The following is a 16,872-nucleotide window of genomic DNA, read 5'->3' as shown; positions in this document are numbered from 1 at the left end:
CATGGCCGTCCCCGACCACCGCATGGCCAGGTGCTTGGTCCCGCTGCCGGACGAGTCGCTGCCCGGCTTCGCGCTCCGCCTCGGCCACCGCCTCCGCCTGCCCCCGGGACACATCCTCTGGCGGCTCGGCCTCCTCGGCGCCCAGACCACCGCGACCCTCGCCCCGAGCGGCCGCCTGTTCTTCATCGACCCGGTCAAGCGTGAGCGGCTCGCCCGGATCATCGGGGCCACCACGGGGACCGTCGACCAGCTGACTCTGCATCCACTGGCCAGCCGGTTCCCGCCGGTGGCCCACGCGCTGGGCTTGCCCCGTCCTGCCGGCGTATTGCTCAAGCCCCGCCAGATCGCCCCGCCTTGGATCCTGTCCTCGTTCAGCCGCTACTGCCCCCATTGCCTGGCCGGGGACGGCTCGGCCGTCCAGCGGCGGCACGGCGGTCCCTGGCTTCGTCGCTGGCGACTGGCCACCAGCTTTGCCTGCGTCCAACACAACGTGTTTCTGGAACACGAGTGCCCCGGCTGCCGCCGGCCGTCCGGCCTCACGCTGGGCGGGGGCTGGCCCGGCTCGCTCCTCCTGATCGGCAACCCCGGGCTGGAAGATCTCCACCCGGCCGCCTGCCGCAGCGACGCCGAGCGCGAACGGCCCGGCGTGATCTGCGGGCACCGACTCGACCAGCCCGCCGACACGCCGCCGCGGCCCCTGCCGCAGCACCTCGCGGATCTGCAGTCCCGCCTCGACCGCCTCTTCGACGAGGACACCGCACCGGAGGACGCCTTCGCGGCCTTCGCCGACCTCCAGACGATCACCGCACTCGTCCTCGCGACCTGGCCCGCGATGGCGGACCTGGTCCCCACCGGTCAGAAAGCCGCCGTCGACGAGCACCTGGCCGCCCAGGAGACGCGACTGCCCGGCTTCCTCGCCCAGAGCGCACCGCGCGACGACGGCGTCTTCTGGACCTACCTGCCACGCTCGTCCATCGGCGCTGCCGCGGTCCTGTCCGTCGCCGACCGGTTGCTGAGCCTGCCCGATGGGGAACTCGGGCAGGAACTCGCACAGCTCGCCCCCCGATGCCCCGAACGCGACAACAAGCGCTGGGGAGCCACCTGGAAGCTCATGGACAAGGACGCCACACTCGTCCGGCGCGCAGTCGTCCAGCAATCCCTGCGCAGGCGTCCCCGGCCGCGCATCCCCTCCACAGCCTGGTCGCGACGCCAGGTCATCCCCTCGCTCCTCGCTCTCAAGATCGAACGCCGCCACGGTTTCGCTCCCGAGAACATCCCCCAGGAACTACCCGACCAGTGGTTCCGGATCTTCTGGACGGATGCCAACTGCCCGTTCCCGCCGCACTCGCGCAGGTTCCGGCGCACGGCCGCGATCCTGCTCGTCCAAGCCGCCGAAGACATGAACGCTCAACAGGCAGCCGAATATCTCGGCTTCCCGCCCGGCACCAACTTCCTGACCACCCCGGCCCAGCAGCCGGTCGCCACCGGCTCTGACGAACGCACGGACGAACTTCGCGAAAGCCTCTACCGGCTCGCCGACCACCTCGCCGCCATCCCCGCGACCGACCACGTCGACTACCGGCGTCGCCGCCGGCAACACGAGTCCTGGCACCTCGGAGACGACGCGTTCGCCGAGTTCCTCGAGCGCTTCGTCGCGGCCAACAAGCGAAAGCCGTCAGCCCCGGCAGACCAACTGCACGAGGCCCTCTCCGCACTCATCTGGTCACAGGTCACAGGCAGCGAGCCCTGCCTCGCCCCCTGCTTCCGCCCGCCCATCGCAGCCCCGGGCCGCAGCACCACCAAAGCCGATCCGGCCATCCACCTCGCCAACCGGCTCAGACGAGACAAGCCCCGCTCGCCCTACTCGGTCCTCCTGCCGCTGCTGGCCGACCACGCCGCCGACCTCCTTGCAACCTGCCAGCAGTCCGATTCGTCACTGACGGTCACCATCGCCGGACGTCACCTCGCAAAGTAACGCTCGGAACGGCTCGCAAACTACAAGTCGGAACCCCAGGTCCCAGGCTGGCGGAGTCGCAAACTATCCGTCGAAGTCACACGTGGGCGAACTGGTGGCCGTCAGAAGATGGCCGACGGCCCGGGAATGGATCGGCGGATGCGGTTGTCGTAACGGGGTTGCGGCAACGGGCCGCGCGGGACCGAAGGGGGAGCAGGGATGACGGAGCCGAGCAGACACTGGGACGGAGCCGGGCTGGAGCGAAAGATCCGCGCCGCCGGACGGCCGTGGACGGTGGGTGACATCGCGATGGTCGCCGATGGCCAGTGGGCTGTCGGGGCGCAGTCTGACAGGAAGTGGGACGAGGGGCCGGTGGTGGAGGACCGGATCGCGGATGGGCGTCGTGTGGAGTTGACGCTGGAGGAGCTGGCCCGCGCGGTGGGCTCCCGCATCGGGGATGCCCACCGCGACGAGGACCCCAGCTGACCGGTCAGCGGTGCGGCCCCAGTCCGGCCACGGGCGGGCCGACAGCGGCCGAAGGAGCGGGCTGATCGGGCGACTGGCCCAGGGGACGCGGGGCGTGCCCGGAGCGGGCAACAGCGGCCTGGGCCAGCCGGACGGCTGGCGGCCGGTCCACGGTGGCGGCGGCTTCACGTGCTTCGATCACGTGGCTGATGGCCTGCAGGGACGCACGGCTCTCCGCTTGGGCAACGCGAAGGTCCGCCGCCGCGCTGGTGATCCGTTCCAGGTCGTAGAAGGCTGGCACGTGGCCGGGCCGGGTAAGGGCGTGCAGGCGGTCCTGATGCACGGCCACGGCGTTGTCGGTGATGACCAAGGCCGAGCGGATGTGCATGGCTGAGCGCAGGAGCGGGTCGTCGTTGGGGCGGCGGACCGCGAGGGATTCCAGGGCTTCGATAGGGCGGCCCCAGGCTTTCTCGATCACGGCCGTGGCCTGGTCGAGTGCGGTGGCGTCGGGCATGGCGGAACTCCTGGCATTCGGAGATGGTGCTTCGGCAGGGGAATGTCCCGGAACGGCGGGCCGGGGATCAGCGGCTACGGCGAGGGGCCGAAGAGTTGGCCAGCGGCCTGGCCCCCAGCGCGGGTGCGGGACTGCTCGACCGGTTCTGTGCGGAAGCCGCCGTGCGGCTGCGGGCGGCCATGACCCGGAGGTCGGCGGCTGTCTGCGGGAAACGTGTGGCGCGTTGGACGGCCTGGGTGACAGCGGTGCGGCGCACGTCGAGTGGGGTGGGAGTTCGAGGGCCCTCGGGGGCCGGCGGGCCGACGGGGGTGAGCGTGACCAGGTGCTCCATCGCCCGATCGAGCTGGTGGCGCTCGCGCACTACCGGGGCTGAATCTGCCATCGCCGCAGCCGTCGCGGCAATCAGATGGGACGGGGTTCGGGCTGTGAAGACCGCTTCCGCGCGTGTGCCCCAGCCGGGCGGACCCGCCCACAGTTCCACGGTTTCGGCATTCGGACCGGAGAGGCGTTTGTCGATCAGTACGCCTGCTTGCCCGTCAGGTGCGATGATCTCGACCGTGCCGAGTTCGGCCCCGCCGTCGCGGGTCCAGCCGGCATCGGTCAGTGGCTGGACGGCGTCGGCCCAGTACGGCGACGGGTTCACCAGAAAGCGCCCGTTGCCCTCGTGGACATCGGCTTCGGCGTAGTCGTGGGCCAGAGCGGTGGTGAGACCGGCGACGATCTCGGCCGGGGTGACATGGTTGAAAGTTGCCGTCCACCGGGGCGCGGAGACGGCGTCCTCGGCTGCGGTGATCTTCCACAGCTCGAAGTCGTCGCCGAACCAGCCGATACGGATCCTCTGGTCGGGCGAGGTGACAAGGAGCTGGCAGGGGCCCTCGTCGAGGTAGTGGTGCGGCCAGTGCGCGACGGGGGCGAAGCCGGCGTCTCCGGTTCCGTTGGAGCCGGCCAGGTACATGGGAGTGACCAGTACCTCTTGGTAGGGATCCTGGTCGTAGGGCTGCTGGGTGCTCATGGTCGAGGCTCCGAGCGCGTAGGAGGGGAACGCGCCCGCGTGCGCAGCGGAACAGGTTGCTGGAGTGCACGCGGGCGCCGCGGCGATGGCGAGATACCGCTGGCTCTGGGCGCCACCTGGATCACCGGACCCGAGAGGGGGCCGACTGGGCGGTGACAGCCGCCGGCACCCGCGGTTGCGGCTGCGGTGCGTGGCTGAACAGGGCGCTCGGCGCGGCGGTGCTCCGGCGTAGGGCCGCTGCGGTTCGGATGCCGTCCGCCCCCAGAGGGACGCCGGTGTGGGTCCGGGTGGCCGCCGTGACGGGGGCCGGTGGTGTCGAGTGCTTCCGCGGGGCACCGGGGTTGCTCCACTGCTCGACGGCCGCGTATACGGGGCCCAGGGCCCGTCCGGCGTCGGTCAGGACGTAGGGGTCGCCGTGGCGCGGACCGGTACGGGTGACCAGGCCATCGACCTGAAGCCGGTTGAGTCGCACCCGCGTGAAGCCGTTGTCCAGGCCAGCCTCCTCGGCGATGTGGACGAACCGCATGGGGCCGCCCGAGTCGAGGACCTGGATGACGGCGGTCGAATGCCGCAGGTGCAGACGTCGCACGGCGTCTTCGACGCGCTCTGCACCGGCCACCGGGCCGCCGAGCGACAGGTTGGTCTGGGACCAGTGCGCAAGGGCACGGTGCACCCGGGACAGCGATTCGCCGAGGGCACTGAGCTGGTACGGAGCCCCGTGGCGGTTGTCGACTCGGGTGACCAGACCGTCGGCGTGCATCTGGGCAAGCCGCTTGCCGACGAGCTGCTCGCTGACGAAGGGGAACCTGGCAGCGACGTCACGCACACGCATGGGGCGGCCCTGCTGCGCCAGCGTCTGAGCCGACCAAGTGGTCCACTTCGGTGCTATCAGAGAGAGCGCGTCCTCGACGCGCTGAGCATCGACCGCACCGATCGATGCGGCGGAGGGGTGCATGGGGGTGGACATGGAAACGAACTCCGTTAAGGGGGATGGGGGTTGCCAGATATGTGGTGAGCTGCTCGTCAGTGGGAAGGGTTCTCAGTCCGGAGCCTCTGGAGCACCACGCCGAGCCGCCGGTTGCTGACGTGGATGCCGCGGTCGCGCAGTCCCCGACCCAATGCCTCGCGGTTGAGGCGATGCAGGCCGGCGGCGACTTCTCGGGCGGTGGCCAGCAGCTCCTCGTCACCAGGAGTACGGGCTGCTCGATGGTGCGAGGGTCGCTGCGCAGGAGGACGGTCCAGCAAGAGACGGACATCCAGCAGGTCCCAGACCGCTTCCGCCTCGCTCTGCTCCTGCCGTTCGAGGTCGATGACTTCGGTCGCGTACAGCAGCACGAGGTCGTCGAGGACGTGTTCGCCAGAACGGCGTCGCTGCCAGGCCCTGTCGAGGTTTCGGCGGGCAGAACGGGCTTCGGCGTCGGTATGGGCAAGCCCGTCGAGCCGCCTCAGCAAGATGGGCAGGACAGGGTCGTCGGAGTGACCGTTGGCGTTGCCGCGCTGCAGTTCCTCCAGCGTGCGGCCGTACCGGTGCTCGATCAGGCGGCGGGTGTACATCGCGGTGGACATGGGTGACGCCCTTTCTGGGGGATCAGCGGGAACGCGAAGGCTTGGGTGTCGCGCTTGTCGCGGGCGCGACGGATGGACCGACGGCGGTGCCGGAGAGCGCCGTCGAGTTGCTGCGGCTGAGGGCGGCGGACACGCGAGGCGTGGCCGTACGAGCGTCTCGAAGGGCCGCCTCCCCCTGCGGCGTGAGGGAGAGGAGCTGACCGGGCCGGTACAGCCCCTCGCTGGTGTCCTGTTCCAACAGGCCGTCGGCGACCAGCCGCTGGACGGTTTCGGGCCAGACCTCCGGGTTCGGCCGCTGGCCTCGACCGTCCGAGAGGTAGATGTCGCCATAGACCGCGCTTCGGTGGAATCGCAGTTCGCCGGCCTCGACGGCTTCGAGAGCCCTGAGCTGGCGATCACCCGAGATGGCCCAATCGTCTACCCGGCCGAAGCCGTGGTCGTTGCCCAGGTCGCTGGCGTTTTCGTCGTTCATTCGGCGGCCTCCATCCGAGCAAGCAGCGAACGGACCAGCGTGGGCAGGCTGTCGGGGCCGTCACCGATCCAGACCTGGTCGGTGGCCTCGCCGAGGACGTAGGCGGCGTCTTCGAGGAGGCCGCTGGAGATCTCCATGCAGGCGTCGGTGATTCGGGAGGCGGCGAGCAGGGACTCGGAGAGCACCCCGATGTAGTCGCCCGGCGTGAGACCGGCGGCCTCGGCCGCGGTACGAATCGCCCCCATCTCCAGAGCGCTGAAGGCGAAGTCGAACTCGGTTTCCTGCTCCCCGCCGGCCTGAGTGGTGAAGGCCGGGTCCGGCGGCGCCGTGGGCATCCCGACGCGCGTGCAGATCCGGTCGACTGAGGTGGTCAGTTCGGCGAGGGATTCGGTCAGCCAGCCCAGTGCGGAGGCGTAGGAGGCCAGGGTGAACAGACCAGCCGGCGTCGCGGGGACCGGCTCGGCGGCCAGGAACCCTTCGAAGCGGTCGTTCAGCTCGCGGACCACCCGGGGCCCGGCCGAGAGCACGCCCAGCACGGGGTGCAGATAGGAGCGGCTGGCGGCCGTCGGGTACTCGGCTGTGAGGATCTCGGAGACGCTCTGCGCCGCATCGGAGAGGAGCCCGGCCAGTTCGGTCCTGGCCAGAGGGGCGCGGTTGGTGGTCATCGCTGAGGAGCCTTTCGGGAAGCGGCGGCAGAGGGCTGGGCTGCTGCTGGTGGAGTTGCCGGGACAGCCGTCGGCTGGTCTGCCGCACGGGGAGAGCGGGATCGAGCGGCCTGCACGCGCGCCTCGGTGGCAGAGGGCGTCTCGGTGTCCTGGCGGGGGCCGGTGCGGAGGTGGGCCGCGCGGTAGACCGCGTAGTCCTTCCGGCTACCGGCGGCGACGAGATAGATCTCGCGCTTGTGGTGCGAGGTGGGCGGGGCCGGGCGGAACTGGATCACCATCCGGTACGAGACGGACGGGTCGACGTAGACCTTGTGGAAGCCCGCGAGGCGGCCTTTCAAGGGAAGGCAGTCGTCGCTTCCGTGGACCAGGTTCTGCAGTTCCAGCAGTGCCAGATCGCGTATCTCATCGGGGAGTTCCCGCAGATCCGCGATGGCGTCCGGGTGTGCGGCGAAGGCGAAGCGGGCGCGGCTCACATCGACCTCGCAGGGCTCGGGTGCTGGAACGTTCCTGCCGACGGCGCGCTGTGGGTATCGAGGTCGGCCTTCGGTACCGCGAAGGCGCCGGTCGACCGGGTGAGGGCGGCGCGGCTCCGGAGGGCGGCGGCGTCCCCGAGGTGTTTCGGCGGCTGTGGAAGCGGGCTGCTCCGGTCGTCCAGCCAGCGCCGGGCGGCGTCCTCGTCGGAGAAGGCGCCCTCGCGCACCGTGTACGTGTGTGCGTCGAAGTCTCCCTCTTCGAGGAAGACGCGAATCGGCGCCTGAGCAGCGACGGAGTCGCGGGTCAACGTCCAGGTCTCGCACGGTTCGAAATCCGAGGTGTAGCTGTCGAGGACCGTGTACCTGTCGCCCGACGTGCGGAGCCTCTGTTCGATCCGCGCGGTGAGATCGTCGGCGGGCTTCATGAAGTCGTCGCCGATCTGGGAAATCCGCTCGGGCGGGCAACCGCGCTCGATCAACCAGTTCTGAGCGAAGGACACGGTGGGGTGATAGGCCGACTCGAACGTGAAGGTGCTCTGGTTGAAGTCTCGGGCGACCTTGATCGCGAGGATCTGCGGTTCGCCGGGCACGCCCCAGGTGACCGAGCGGTCGTGGGCGAGGACGAAGCTGTGGGAGCCGTTGGGGGCGGTGTGGTGCTCGGCCAGGACGGTGAGGTCACCGGCCCGGAACCGCTGTTCCGCGTACTCGGAGTCCGCGTCGGCGGGCTCGAAGTCGTCCAGGCGGAGGTCGAGTTCGCTGTTCATGCCGCCAGTCCCAACTGCTCCGGGGCAGGAGTGGCCAGCACGCGGTGGTTGGGCCGGGTCGGGCTCGTCGTGCACGCGGCGAAAGGGCCGTCGGGAGCACGTAGGTGAGCCAGCGCCTGGTCCAGGTGGTCGCGGTGCCACGTCGAAGGACCGGACAGGCCAGCCTCGGCGTCGGTGAGCTGCTGCCATGCGAGCCAGAGGGCGTGCAGCCGGGCGACGGCCTCGGGGTGCTCATGCCATTGCGAGCACCACGGGCGAGTGGTGCTGATCTCTCGGCCGTACACCGGGAGGAAGAGGTAGTTCACCCAGTCGCTGAGGGCGGCGAGTTCGACGGCGTACGCCTCGCCGCCCAAGGCGAGGATGAACACCGAGGTGGGGCCGTCCTCCTGCGCGGAGTCGGCTGCTTCCGCGGACGGAACGTCGTCGTTCGGCTGGGGTGCGGCGGAGGCGGGCTCGGAGCCCAGACGGTCGAGGATGACACCGTGCTGCCTGACCTCGGCCATCGTCTTGGCGAGTGCGCTGGCGAGGTCGTCGAGGTCCCCGTCAGGGACGCGGAACGGCTCGGGGTCGGGGGCGGTCTTGCGGGGGTCGGACATGGGGGCGTGCTCCATCTGTGAGACGGCGACATAGGGAAGAGGATCCGGAGAATCCGCGATTTGGTCCGGCCGGGAAAATCCGGTAGTGGGGCGCTACGCCGCGGTGCAACGCGGGCAACGAGGAAAGGGAGGGGCCAGCAACTCCACTGCTCGGCTGGCCTGTTGAGGTACAACGCCGTTGCCGAGCGCGGTGAGTTGTGCCGGGCGTCCGAGTCCCGGAGTGGCGGTGACCCAGCCGGGCTCCAGCCCTTGCATCCACTCCACGAAGTCGGCACGGAGCCGTCCGGCCGCGTCGGTGGGCGGCGGCGCGGGGCGGGTGAGCATCTCCCATCGGGTGATGGCGGCTGTGTACGCCCCCCATCGCCGGTCTGCTCCGGGGCTTCCGGATTCGGATCCGTCCAGAGCGGCAGAACTACTGCTGACAGGGGAGGGCGCCACCCCTTGCCTGGCCGGCGTCCCGGGGTGCCCGTGTCGGTGGTCCGGGGTGTGGGCAGCAGCGACGCCGCCGCACTCGGCAAGGTCATGTCCCCGTTGCCGTGCCGCTGGTTGGGCGAGCCCTTGGTCCCGTGAGATCCGTGGGTTCATGATTTCCGAAGCTCCTTCGGCGGGAACTCGGGGCTGTTGGCGGGGGTCGGGGCGTGTTCGGTCCTTGGGTTCTGCCCGTGGCCGGGGAGATCGTGGAGGAGCTGCCGGGCGAGGGCTGCGTATTTCACGGCTGTGGTCTCGGAGAGGTCGAAGATCGCCGTCAGGTGCAGCGGGTCGGCTCCGGTGGCGAGGGCTTCGCCGAGTACCCGATCCGCGCGGACGCGATCGAGACTGACGCCGTGCACGGTGAGCTGTCGTTTGAGGAAGTACGGGCTGATGGGACCGGTGTCGTTCGCGGTCTGCCGCGAGACCAGGACATGACGGTTGAGAGTGTGGGGCCAGCGTGCCTGGCGCTCGGCGAGCCACGTTCGCAAGGTGGCGCGGGTGAGCGCGCCCATGGGCTGGACGGTCCCGTCGAGAGTGATGCGGTTCCTGGGGAAGTCCACATCCTCCAGCTGCAGGGCCCGGATCGTCTCGCCGCGGGCGGCGTGAACGGCGGCCAGAGCGATGGCGAGGCGGGCTTCTGGTGTTGCGGCGGTCGTCCGAGCGTGGGCGATCTCGTTGTCGGACATGGGCATGACGGGGCCTGGCGGGCGGCGTCCGACGCGGATGCCCCGCATGGGGTTGGTGAAGACGCGTCCGTGCCTCTTGGCGTGGCGGAAGAGGGACCGCAGGGCGGTGACGAGAATCGTGTACTTGCTCCCGCGCAGGCCGGTGATCGCGTGGGTGACTTCGCCGTGGGTGATCTCCCGCAGCTGGGAGTGGGTTTCGGCCCATCGCTCCAGGACCGGGCGGACGGCGCCGAAGTACGAGTGCAGCGTTCCCAGCGCCCGCGGCCGGGTGCGGGCGTCCCCGTCGAGCAGCCACAGCAGCCAGTTCCGCACGTCCCGCTGGAAGCCGTCGGGCAGTTCGCCGACACGGCGCTCGATCCATTCTCGGGCGGCCGGCGTCCGGTCCTCGATCAGCAGGTCCAGCGCGGCCAGGACCTCGGCGGTGCGGCGCATCGGCAGGTTCGTGCCCGTCAGCGTCTCGCGTAGCGTGGTGTGGCTGACGCGCTGCCCGTCTGGCAGTCCGGTCAGGACGCGGCCCAGGGCCTTGTGGACCTGGCGGTGCATGTAGACCGTCCAGCCTCGTTCCTCGCCGAGCCTGATGGCGTACTTCCGGGCGGTGCCCAGCGAGCCTTCCCCCGTGGGCTTGGGGTACTTCAACTTGGCCGGGCGGGGCCGGGGAGGCACAGGGTGACGGCGTCTGAAGGCCCGGCTCCGGCATTTGTTCGAGCAGTAGACGCGCTGCCGTCCCGGGATGGTGTGAGGCGGGACCGGCTCGGTGCAGACGGGGCAGTTCATCGCGGTGGCAGGGACCGGCCGCCACGGGAGCGCGGCACGACTGCCGGGGCAGTCCCGGTCTGTCCTGCGGCCTCGACGGTCGGCGTCTCGGTCGGCGTGGTGCGGGTGACGTTCTCCGGCTCGGGCGTCATGATCTCGGTGATCTCGCAGTCCAACGCCACGCAGATCACTTCGAGATCGGCCAGCTTGATGCTGGCCGGGGTGCTCGACCACAGGCCGGACATCTTTCCGGCGCTGATCACGAGTCCGTGCTCGGCGAGGAGCCGTTGCAGCTCGCTCGCTTTCCAGATCCCTCGGTGGGCCGCGGCCAGTCGCAGATTCCACTTCATCGGGTCAGTCCCTTCCACCGGGTCTCGGCGCGCTGGTGGGCGGCCGTCCAGGCGTCTTCGATGTGGGTGCGGTGCACGTGGATATAGCGCATCGTCGTGGCGATCCAGGTGTGTCCGAGCAGTTCTTGGACCGCGATCAGGTCCATCCCGGACAGGTAGAGCTGGGAGGCGCAGAAGTGCCGCAGGACATGCGGGGTGAGCTTCCCGGCCCAGGCCGGGAGGTGGCGGCCGGTGGCCTCGGCCAGCGCGGTGCGGAACACCTCGGTGCTGGCCCGGCCGGAGACCGAGCGCCGCTCGGAGGGGAACAGCGCCGCTCCGGGGAGAGTGTGGTCAGCACCGAAGTGGCCCCAGACCTCTTCGACGTACCAACGCAGGTTGCGATCCGCGCCGTTGATCAGCGGCACCATCCGCTGGCGGGGACCGGAACGGCGGGAGCCCTTGCCGAAGCGCACGTTCAGCTTTCCGAACCGGCCCAGGTCCCAGCGGACATCGTCCAGATCGAGCATCCGGGCCTCGTTGATCCGCAGGCCCACGTCGGCGGACAGGCGGGCGACAGCGTAATTCCGGGCAGCCGGAGCGAACTTGCGGCAGCTGGCGAGGTCGTCGCGCCACCCGGCAAAGAGCACCTCGATCTCGTCGTGGTTCGGCGGGATCCGCAGCTGCGGCGTGACGGTCGCGCGGGGACGGTTCATCTCGTCGAGCGGGCACTCGACTAGCCGTCCGGTCAGCTGGTGCAGCTCGGCCCGGTGCCGCAGCTCCAGGAAGTCGAAGAACACGCTGATGGCGCCGGCCCGGCCCGCCCGCAGGGAGGGGGTCGCGTCGCGGAGGACCTTGCCGAAGTACACATCGGCGTCCGGAGGTTCCATCTCCCATAGCGGCCTGCCGAACCAGTCCCGCACCTTCTCCAGGTGCCCGACATCGCACTGGATCGTCCCATCGGTCAGACCGGCCGACGCACGGGCCAGAACGAACCCGGCCAGGACGTCGGTCTCGAAGTCCTCCAGCTCCTCCGGACTCGGCACGCCGCGGGCCTGCCGCAGGTCGCGGACAACAGCCAGGGCCACCCTGCACCTCCCCCACTTCAAGACGGGCGAATAGTCCCGCGTGGAGATGCAATCTGTTCAGGAATCCCGAAGGGGCCTCATCTGCCTCAGAGCCACACCAACGAGTGAGGGTCTCCCTGGCCAGAACCCGCAACAGCACAGGGAGAACGGCCACCTCCAGGCGAACATCAGGGTTGTTGCACACCGACGCCTTGGGAGTCGGCAGGAGGAGCCACTCGACCTCGTCGGCCAGGTTCGGGCCGTGGCCCCCGCTCTTCCTCTTGGCGGGATGTTGCGAGCCGCCGTTCTTCGCGATGTTGCTGGTCGGCGTCTTGAGCAGGGTGCTCGGCAGGCCAGGCGGCGAGGAAGGTCCGCTCGCGGCGATGCGGTGCTCCGATATCGGAGGCCCGAAGCACGAGCCACCTTGCGTCGTACCGGAGGTCGGCCAGGGATCCGAGTACGGCACCGAGTGCCCGCAGAGGAGGCTGACCTGGGGTGTCTCCCAGACACCACGGGCAGGATTCCATGTCGCCAGGGGAACCGGCGGGCGAGGTGAGGAGGCCGCGCACATTCTCGATCACCACCAAACAGGGTCGGAGGGCCTCGACCGCACGGGCGACGTGCAGCCACAGCCCGGAACGGGTCTGGGAGTTGAGTCCGGCCCGTCGGCCGGCGACCGAGACGTCTTTGACAGGGGAAGCCCGCCGTCAGGACGCACACCCGGGGGACGGTGGACCAGTCCACGGACGTGATGTCGCCGAGGTTCGGCACCCCGGGCCAGTGCCGGGCCAGGATGCGGGAGGCGTCCGGATTGACCTCTGCGTGCCAGGCCAGCGTGCCGCCGAGCGCGGTCAGCACTCCGAGGTCCAGCCCTCCGTAGCCCCAGAGCGAGCCGATCAGCGGAGGGCGCGCGAGGGTGTTCTGCATGTCACCGACTCGGAGCGCTCCGGTCAGCAGGAGCTGCTGCCGCCGCGCCGGCACCGCACCGGCTGCGGGCGGCCGGTGCGAGATGGGGTGGTGTTCACGGTGCATCCCGATGAGAGGACGAGCGACGGGTTGGGGGTCAGCCATGGCCGCGAGAAGGCGGTCGCGCGACGGCCGGATGGGGCGCAGAGCTGGGCCGGGCCGAGGGGGGTGAGACTGGCCGCGGCGCGCTGCGGGCGAGGGCAGCGTGCACCCGCGCGGGCGGAGGCCCGTTCGACGAAGGAGCCGGAGCGGTCGGCGTTGAAGTGGGGAGGCCGTTCGCGGCCTGCCAGCGCGTACGCACTTCGTCGAGTGGGCCGAGGGCGTGCAGGGCGTGATTGATGAGCTGCCCGGGGGCCAGTGCCTCGTTCTCCGCCAGGGCACGGATGGCACGCGCAGAGGTTGCCGCTGTGCGGGTGACGGAGGAGCGCATCACCAGCTCGCCGAGCCACTCGGCGCTGCCAGGACCCACACCGTCGCAGATCGCGGTGAGCTGGTCGCTGGACACCGTGCCGTCGGCCAGCAGGCCGCGCCGCTGGGCCTCCCAGAGCAGGGTGACCCAATCGATGGGCTCGCCTCGGTGGTGCAGCGCGCCGAGGCAGCGGTAGAGCTGCCCGTGGGCCGGGTCGGCGAAGTCGCCCGGCCGCAGCCAGCCCACCACCTCGTCCATGGCCTTCGGCCGCTCGGCAAGGACGGCAAGAAGGAACCGCTCGTCCTCCGCGGTCCGCCCCGCCCGAGCTTGCGGCGGGGCGATGGGGGCGCTGGCCGGCGGAGTGGCCGGCGCGACCGGGCGCGGTTCGGTTCCCCACCGATGCGCAAGCTCACTGAGCACCCCGGCGAGGACGTCCGCGTAGTGCAGGGCTCCCTCGACTTCGCCCTGCAGGGCGTCGGCGCGAGCCGCCTGGTGAAGACGGATCGCGTGTTCCGTGACGCTGCGATGGATCGCGCCCTCCAGCACCATGCGGCCGTACACGGGAGCATGCGCGGGACGCGGGCAGGACTGGATCAGGGTGTGGGCGTACGCCGCGGTCAGCCCACGGACGTGGAGGCCGGCCTCGTCGACCGCATCGGTCACCCATGACAGCGGTACGGTCTTTTCGTTCAGCGCGGGGTGGCCATCGTTTCGGAGCTTACGCAGCGCGGCGAACAGCGCTTGGTGGACCGGCCGGTAGAAGTGATCCGGTGCGAGCCACTCCAGGTGCGGGAGTTGTCCCGGGTCGAGCAGGACGGAGCCGAGTACCGCCTGCTCGGCCTCCAGCAGGGGGTTCATCGCTGACCCCCTGCGTGGCCGGTAGCGGGAGGTTCGCTCTGCCGGGCATGAAGGTCGGCGACCGCCTGGTCGGCAGCGATCACCGCCTGGGCGAAGCCGTCGAGCATGCTGGTGAACGTGGGGTCGGTGACGAGAATCGAGCCGGCCCCGCTGACCAACCACCACCGGCCGTCACGCAAAACGACCGGCGAGGGTAGGAGCCGCATGTGCGCGCTCACGCCGACAGTCCGAAGTCGTCGCGGTCATGGGTCTTGGCGATGGCCCGTTCGGTGATGGCCTTCGTCGCACGGGCGGAGGCCGGGCCGACCACCTTGGCGGAGGGCTCCTTGTACCAGGGCCGCAGGTCAAGCATGGCAACCCGGATGCCGGTGGCCAGGAGCAGTGCCTTGCCCTTGGGCAGCGCGCGGATCGCGTCGGGCGGCAGGATCCGCTCGGTGCGCATGCTGACCGAGCTGGACTTTCCGCCGTCGCTGGTCGACACCGAAGTGGTCTGGACGTCGTGGTCACCGACCTGCCTGCTGAGTCGGTCGGCGAAGTCGGCGTCGTCGATGCCGCTTCCGACGATCTTGACGGTGGCGGCAGACCAGAGCGCGTCCATTCCGGCCTCGCCCCAGCACCGCTGGCCCTGCCGGTAGGACTGCAGAATCGTCATCGGGATCACGCCCCGGCTGCCCAAGTGGCTGTACAGGTCGGGGAGATCCGAGATCTTGCAGACGTTTGCCGCCTCGTCGAGCACGCACAGGGCGGGCGGGTCGAGCCGTCCGCCGGAGCCCTCGGCGACGACCACGGCGGCGCGCATCACGGCGTCGGCCGCTGCGGCGATGATCGCGCTCGCGCTGCCTCCGCCGTCCTTGCTGAGGAGGTACAGGGTGTCGCGGGACGTGGCGAAGGCGGAGGGCTTGAACTCGGGGAGGTCCTTGCTGGGTGTGACCCAGGCCGCGACGTCGGGGTCGAGCAGGCAGCTCGCGTACTGCCTCGCGGTCTCATAGATGCCGTCGCGGGTCTCGGTCGCACCGGAGACGGTGCCCTGGAGCTGGGCGGCGACCGCGTCGTGGCCGGCATCGGTGAGCAGGTCGACCGGGGTCCGGTCGGCGGGGGAGGCAAGCCAGGCCAGGACGTCGGTGATCGGACGTCGGTGGCTGGCGGCAGCGAGGAACAGCGCGCCGAGCGTGTTGCTCGCGGCGGTGGACCAGAAGTCGGAGCCGTTCGACTCGTCCACGCTGGCGGCGACGAAGTGTCCGGCCAAACGTTTCGCCCCGGCCAGGTCGCGGGCGTCGGCCAGGATGTCCCACCACATCTCGCGCGGGTGGTGGGCGATCTGCTGGGGGTCGAGGGTCCAGATCGTGCCGACCTCGGCGCGAGCGTCCACCGTCGCGGTGAAGGCGTCGTTCGCGGCCTTGTTGCTGGTGAGAAGGACCGGGCCGGGCGCCGCGAGGATCGCGGGGATCGCGAGTCCGGAGGTCTTGCCGCTTCGCGGAGCCATGATCGCGACGATCACGTCCTCCCAGGACGCGCGGACATTGGCCCGCCCCGGGGAGAGGGTGCCGAGCAGGATGCCGCGGTCAGCAGGGGCGACCTTCTGCCGGTCGCTCAGAGAGGGGCGCAGGCTCCTGGCCTTGGCCGTGATCTCCTTGTCCAGCAGCGGGGCGAGGTCGGCCTTCCGGGCGAGGCCGTTCGTCGGGCCACCGCGCAGCCGCATCCACAGCACCACGCCGACGATCGTGAGGAAGACGGACAGCAGGCCGGGGACGATCCGGGAGCCCACCAGCAGGGCGGTGGGGCTCAGGTGCGGCCACAGCACATCGGGGTGAAGCAGCGCGTCCGTCGCGCTGAACGAGGACCAAGGCCCCGCCCCGAAAAGGAAGTTGGTGGCATTGCCGGTCAGCCAGGCCAGCGAACCGAAGGCGAGCGCGATGCCGAGTATGCCGAAGAGGAGGTAGAGGAGCGCGTCCGACCCGGTGGTGGTCGAGGGCGCGCTGGTACGAGGTGCGGGCATGGTGGGTCCTTGGAGTGAGCGCAGGCGGGTGAGGGAGGTGGGGCGCGTGGCGCTCTTCTGCAAGTCATCGAGGAAGCTCCTGTTCGGGGAGGAGTTGGTGGTGGGGGGAGCTATCGGGTGCGGGGGCCGCGCGCCGGCGGGGTGCTGGCCCTCACCGACGCCTCTGCGGAACTGGCCGGGGACGTCCTGCCCTGGGCGGCTGCGTTGGGTGAGGAGATACGGGCGGCCCGCTGCCGGTTCGCTTCGGGATCGCCCTTGGCGCGTGCCGGCGCTTCGTCGACCGCGCCGGAACCGAGGACGTCGTGGAGCAGCTCCCTGGTCCGCAGGACGTTCACCATCTCGTGATGCCTGGGGTCGGTCAGTTCGGCAGGACACGCGGCGATCCCGTCCGCGGCGATCTCCAGCTGCTCCTGGACGTCCTGGAGCATGCCGTGGGCAGCGGCCAGCCGCGTCCAGGTCTCGAACGCGGGGTTGTGGTGCGGGTCGTCGAACGTCAGCCGGACGCGAGTCCAGTCGGCGGCGGCAGCGACGAGTTCGGTCAGCTGCGGCAGAGCCCCGACAAGGGCACCGTTGACATCCTCGATGATTTCGGCAACCTCGTCGGGCGTCGCGGTCTCGGTGAGCCGGGCGATCATCCCCGGGACGGAGTGCGGGTCGGCGGCGGGAGGAGGCAGGTAGCGGGCCTGCAGCGGCTTGTCGGAGCCTGACGTCTCCGTACCGTGGGCGAGCCGGATGTTGTGTTGCATCGCGGCGCCGATGGCCTCGCCGATGCTTGGATAGAACTCGGGCATGGTGTTCCTCGGTCGGTGTGCTGGCGGTTCGGTGCCTGGGGACACGCGGCGGACGTGCTCCCCGCCGC

General features: G+C 70.4%; 18 protein-coding genes and 2 pseudogenes. 2 read left to right on the top strand and 18 right to left on the bottom strand.

Annotation, left to right across the window (positions count from 1 at the left end; genetic code table 11):
• Position 1: 1 nt before the first annotated feature.
• On the top strand, positions 2 to 1,975 hold the full coding sequence (locus SCATT_RS13045) for a TniQ family protein (RefSeq protein WP_014143531.1): 1,974 nt from the start codon (positions 2 to 4) through the stop codon (positions 1,973 to 1,975).
• A 198-nt stretch (positions 1,976 to 2,173) separates the two neighbouring features.
• Positions 2,174 to 2,440 (top strand): hypothetical protein, encoded by a 267-nt coding sequence (locus SCATT_RS13040; protein WP_014143530.1) that lies wholly within the window; start codon positions 2,174 to 2,176, stop codon positions 2,438 to 2,440.
• Between the two features lie 4 nt (positions 2,441 to 2,444).
• Here SCATT_RS13040 and SCATT_RS13035 read toward each other — a convergent pair whose 3' ends face one another.
• The 18 genes and pseudogenes from SCATT_RS13035 to SCATT_RS12955 form a co-directional block, all read right to left on the bottom strand.
• Positions 2,445 to 2,933 carry a hypothetical protein gene (locus tag SCATT_RS13035; RefSeq protein WP_014143529.1) on the bottom strand — a complete coding sequence of 163 codons (489 nt, stop codon included), beginning with the start codon at positions 2,931 to 2,933 and terminating at the stop codon, positions 2,445 to 2,447.
• A 67-nt stretch (positions 2,934 to 3,000) separates the two neighbouring features.
• Positions 3,001 to 3,945 carry an SPDY domain-containing protein gene (locus SCATT_RS13030; protein WP_014143528.1) on the bottom strand — a complete coding sequence of 315 codons (945 nt, stop codon included), beginning with the start codon at positions 3,943 to 3,945 and terminating at the stop codon, positions 3,001 to 3,003.
• 121 nt (positions 3,946 to 4,066) lie between these two features.
• Entirely contained in the window at positions 4,067 to 4,912 is an 846-nt protein-coding gene (locus SCATT_RS13025; RefSeq protein WP_050990283.1) for a winged helix-turn-helix transcriptional regulator, read from the bottom strand.
• 56 nt (positions 4,913 to 4,968) lie between these two features.
• Positions 4,969 to 5,511, bottom strand: coding sequence for a hypothetical protein (locus SCATT_RS36385; RefSeq protein ID WP_014143525.1), 543 nt, complete (start codon positions 5,509 to 5,511; stop codon positions 4,969 to 4,971).
• A gap of 22 nt (positions 5,512 to 5,533) precedes the next feature.
• Positions 5,534 to 5,983 carry a hypothetical protein gene (locus SCATT_RS13015; protein WP_014143524.1) on the bottom strand — a complete coding sequence of 150 codons (450 nt, stop codon included), beginning with the start codon at positions 5,981 to 5,983 and terminating at the stop codon, positions 5,534 to 5,536.
• Positions 5,980 to 6,648 (bottom strand): hypothetical protein, encoded by a 669-nt coding sequence (locus SCATT_RS13010; protein ID WP_014143523.1) that lies wholly within the window; start codon positions 6,646 to 6,648, stop codon positions 5,980 to 5,982. The genes SCATT_RS13015 and SCATT_RS13010 overlap by 4 nt, the downstream gene beginning before the upstream one ends.
• Complete coding sequence (locus SCATT_RS13005; protein ID WP_014143522.1) at positions 6,645 to 7,121, bottom strand: hypothetical protein; 477 nt, start codon at positions 7,119 to 7,121, stop codon at positions 6,645 to 6,647. The genes SCATT_RS13010 and SCATT_RS13005 overlap by 4 nt, the downstream gene beginning before the upstream one ends.
• On the bottom strand, positions 7,118 to 7,885 hold the full coding sequence (locus tag SCATT_RS13000; RefSeq protein ID WP_014143521.1) for a hypothetical protein: 768 nt from the start codon (positions 7,883 to 7,885) through the stop codon (positions 7,118 to 7,120). The genes SCATT_RS13005 and SCATT_RS13000 overlap by 4 nt, the downstream gene beginning before the upstream one ends.
• The gene (locus SCATT_RS12995; protein WP_014143520.1) at positions 7,882 to 8,481 is read right to left on the bottom strand and encodes a DUF4913 domain-containing protein; all 600 of its coding nucleotides are present in this window, start codon (positions 8,479 to 8,481) and stop codon (positions 7,882 to 7,884) included. Before SCATT_RS12995 ends, SCATT_RS13000 begins: the two co-directional genes overlap by 4 nt.
• 581 nt (positions 8,482 to 9,062) lie before the next feature.
• On the bottom strand, positions 9,063 to 10,301 hold the full coding sequence (locus tag SCATT_RS12990) for a hypothetical protein (protein ID WP_014627995.1): 1,239 nt from the start codon (positions 10,299 to 10,301) through the stop codon (positions 9,063 to 9,065).
• A 107-nt stretch (positions 10,302 to 10,408) separates the two neighbouring features.
• Positions 10,409 to 10,741, bottom strand: a complete 333-nt coding sequence (locus tag SCATT_RS12985; RefSeq protein ID WP_014143517.1) for a helix-turn-helix domain-containing protein — start codon at positions 10,739 to 10,741, stop codon at positions 10,409 to 10,411.
• Positions 10,738 to 11,805: a tyrosine-type recombinase/integrase gene (locus SCATT_RS12980; RefSeq protein ID WP_014143516.1), complete on the bottom strand. Its 1,068-nt coding sequence runs from the start codon at positions 11,803 to 11,805 to the stop codon at positions 10,738 to 10,740. Before SCATT_RS12980 ends, SCATT_RS12985 begins: the two co-directional genes overlap by 4 nt.
• Positions 11,806 to 11,972: 167 nt before the next feature.
• Positions 11,973 to 12,419, bottom strand: a pseudogene (locus SCATT_RS40760) (DNA cytosine methyltransferase); the annotation flags it as partial.
• 121 nt (positions 12,420 to 12,540) lie between these two features.
• Positions 12,541 to 12,711: pseudogene (locus SCATT_RS40755) on the bottom strand (DNA cytosine methyltransferase); the annotation flags it as partial.
• Between the two features lie 136 nt (positions 12,712 to 12,847).
• Positions 12,848 to 14,017: a DnaB-like helicase N-terminal domain-containing protein gene (locus SCATT_RS12970; RefSeq protein ID WP_014143515.1), complete on the bottom strand. Its 1,170-nt coding sequence runs from the start codon at positions 14,015 to 14,017 to the stop codon at positions 12,848 to 12,850.
• Positions 14,014 to 14,235, bottom strand: a complete 222-nt coding sequence (locus SCATT_RS12965; protein ID WP_014143514.1) for a hypothetical protein — start codon at positions 14,233 to 14,235, stop codon at positions 14,014 to 14,016. Before SCATT_RS12965 ends, SCATT_RS12970 begins: the two co-directional genes overlap by 4 nt.
• Positions 14,232 to 16,013, bottom strand: coding sequence for a type IV secretory system conjugative DNA transfer family protein (locus tag SCATT_RS12960; RefSeq protein WP_014143513.1), 1,782 nt, complete (start codon positions 16,011 to 16,013; stop codon positions 14,232 to 14,234). The genes SCATT_RS12965 and SCATT_RS12960 overlap by 4 nt, the downstream gene beginning before the upstream one ends.
• 110 nt (positions 16,014 to 16,123) lie before the next feature.
• The gene (locus SCATT_RS12955; RefSeq protein WP_014143512.1) at positions 16,124 to 16,804 is read right to left on the bottom strand and encodes a hypothetical protein; all 681 of its coding nucleotides are present in this window, start codon (positions 16,802 to 16,804) and stop codon (positions 16,124 to 16,126) included.
• Positions 16,805 to 16,872 lie beyond the last annotated feature (68 nt).

This window comes from Streptantibioticus cattleyicolor NRRL 8057 = DSM 46488 (genome assembly GCF_000240165.1).
Classification (GTDB): domain Bacteria; phylum Actinomycetota; class Actinomycetes; order Streptomycetales; family Streptomycetaceae; genus Streptantibioticus; species Streptantibioticus cattleyicolor.
Note: the sequence above shows the minus strand (reverse complement) of the source record. Positions and strands in the feature narration are given on the sequence as shown.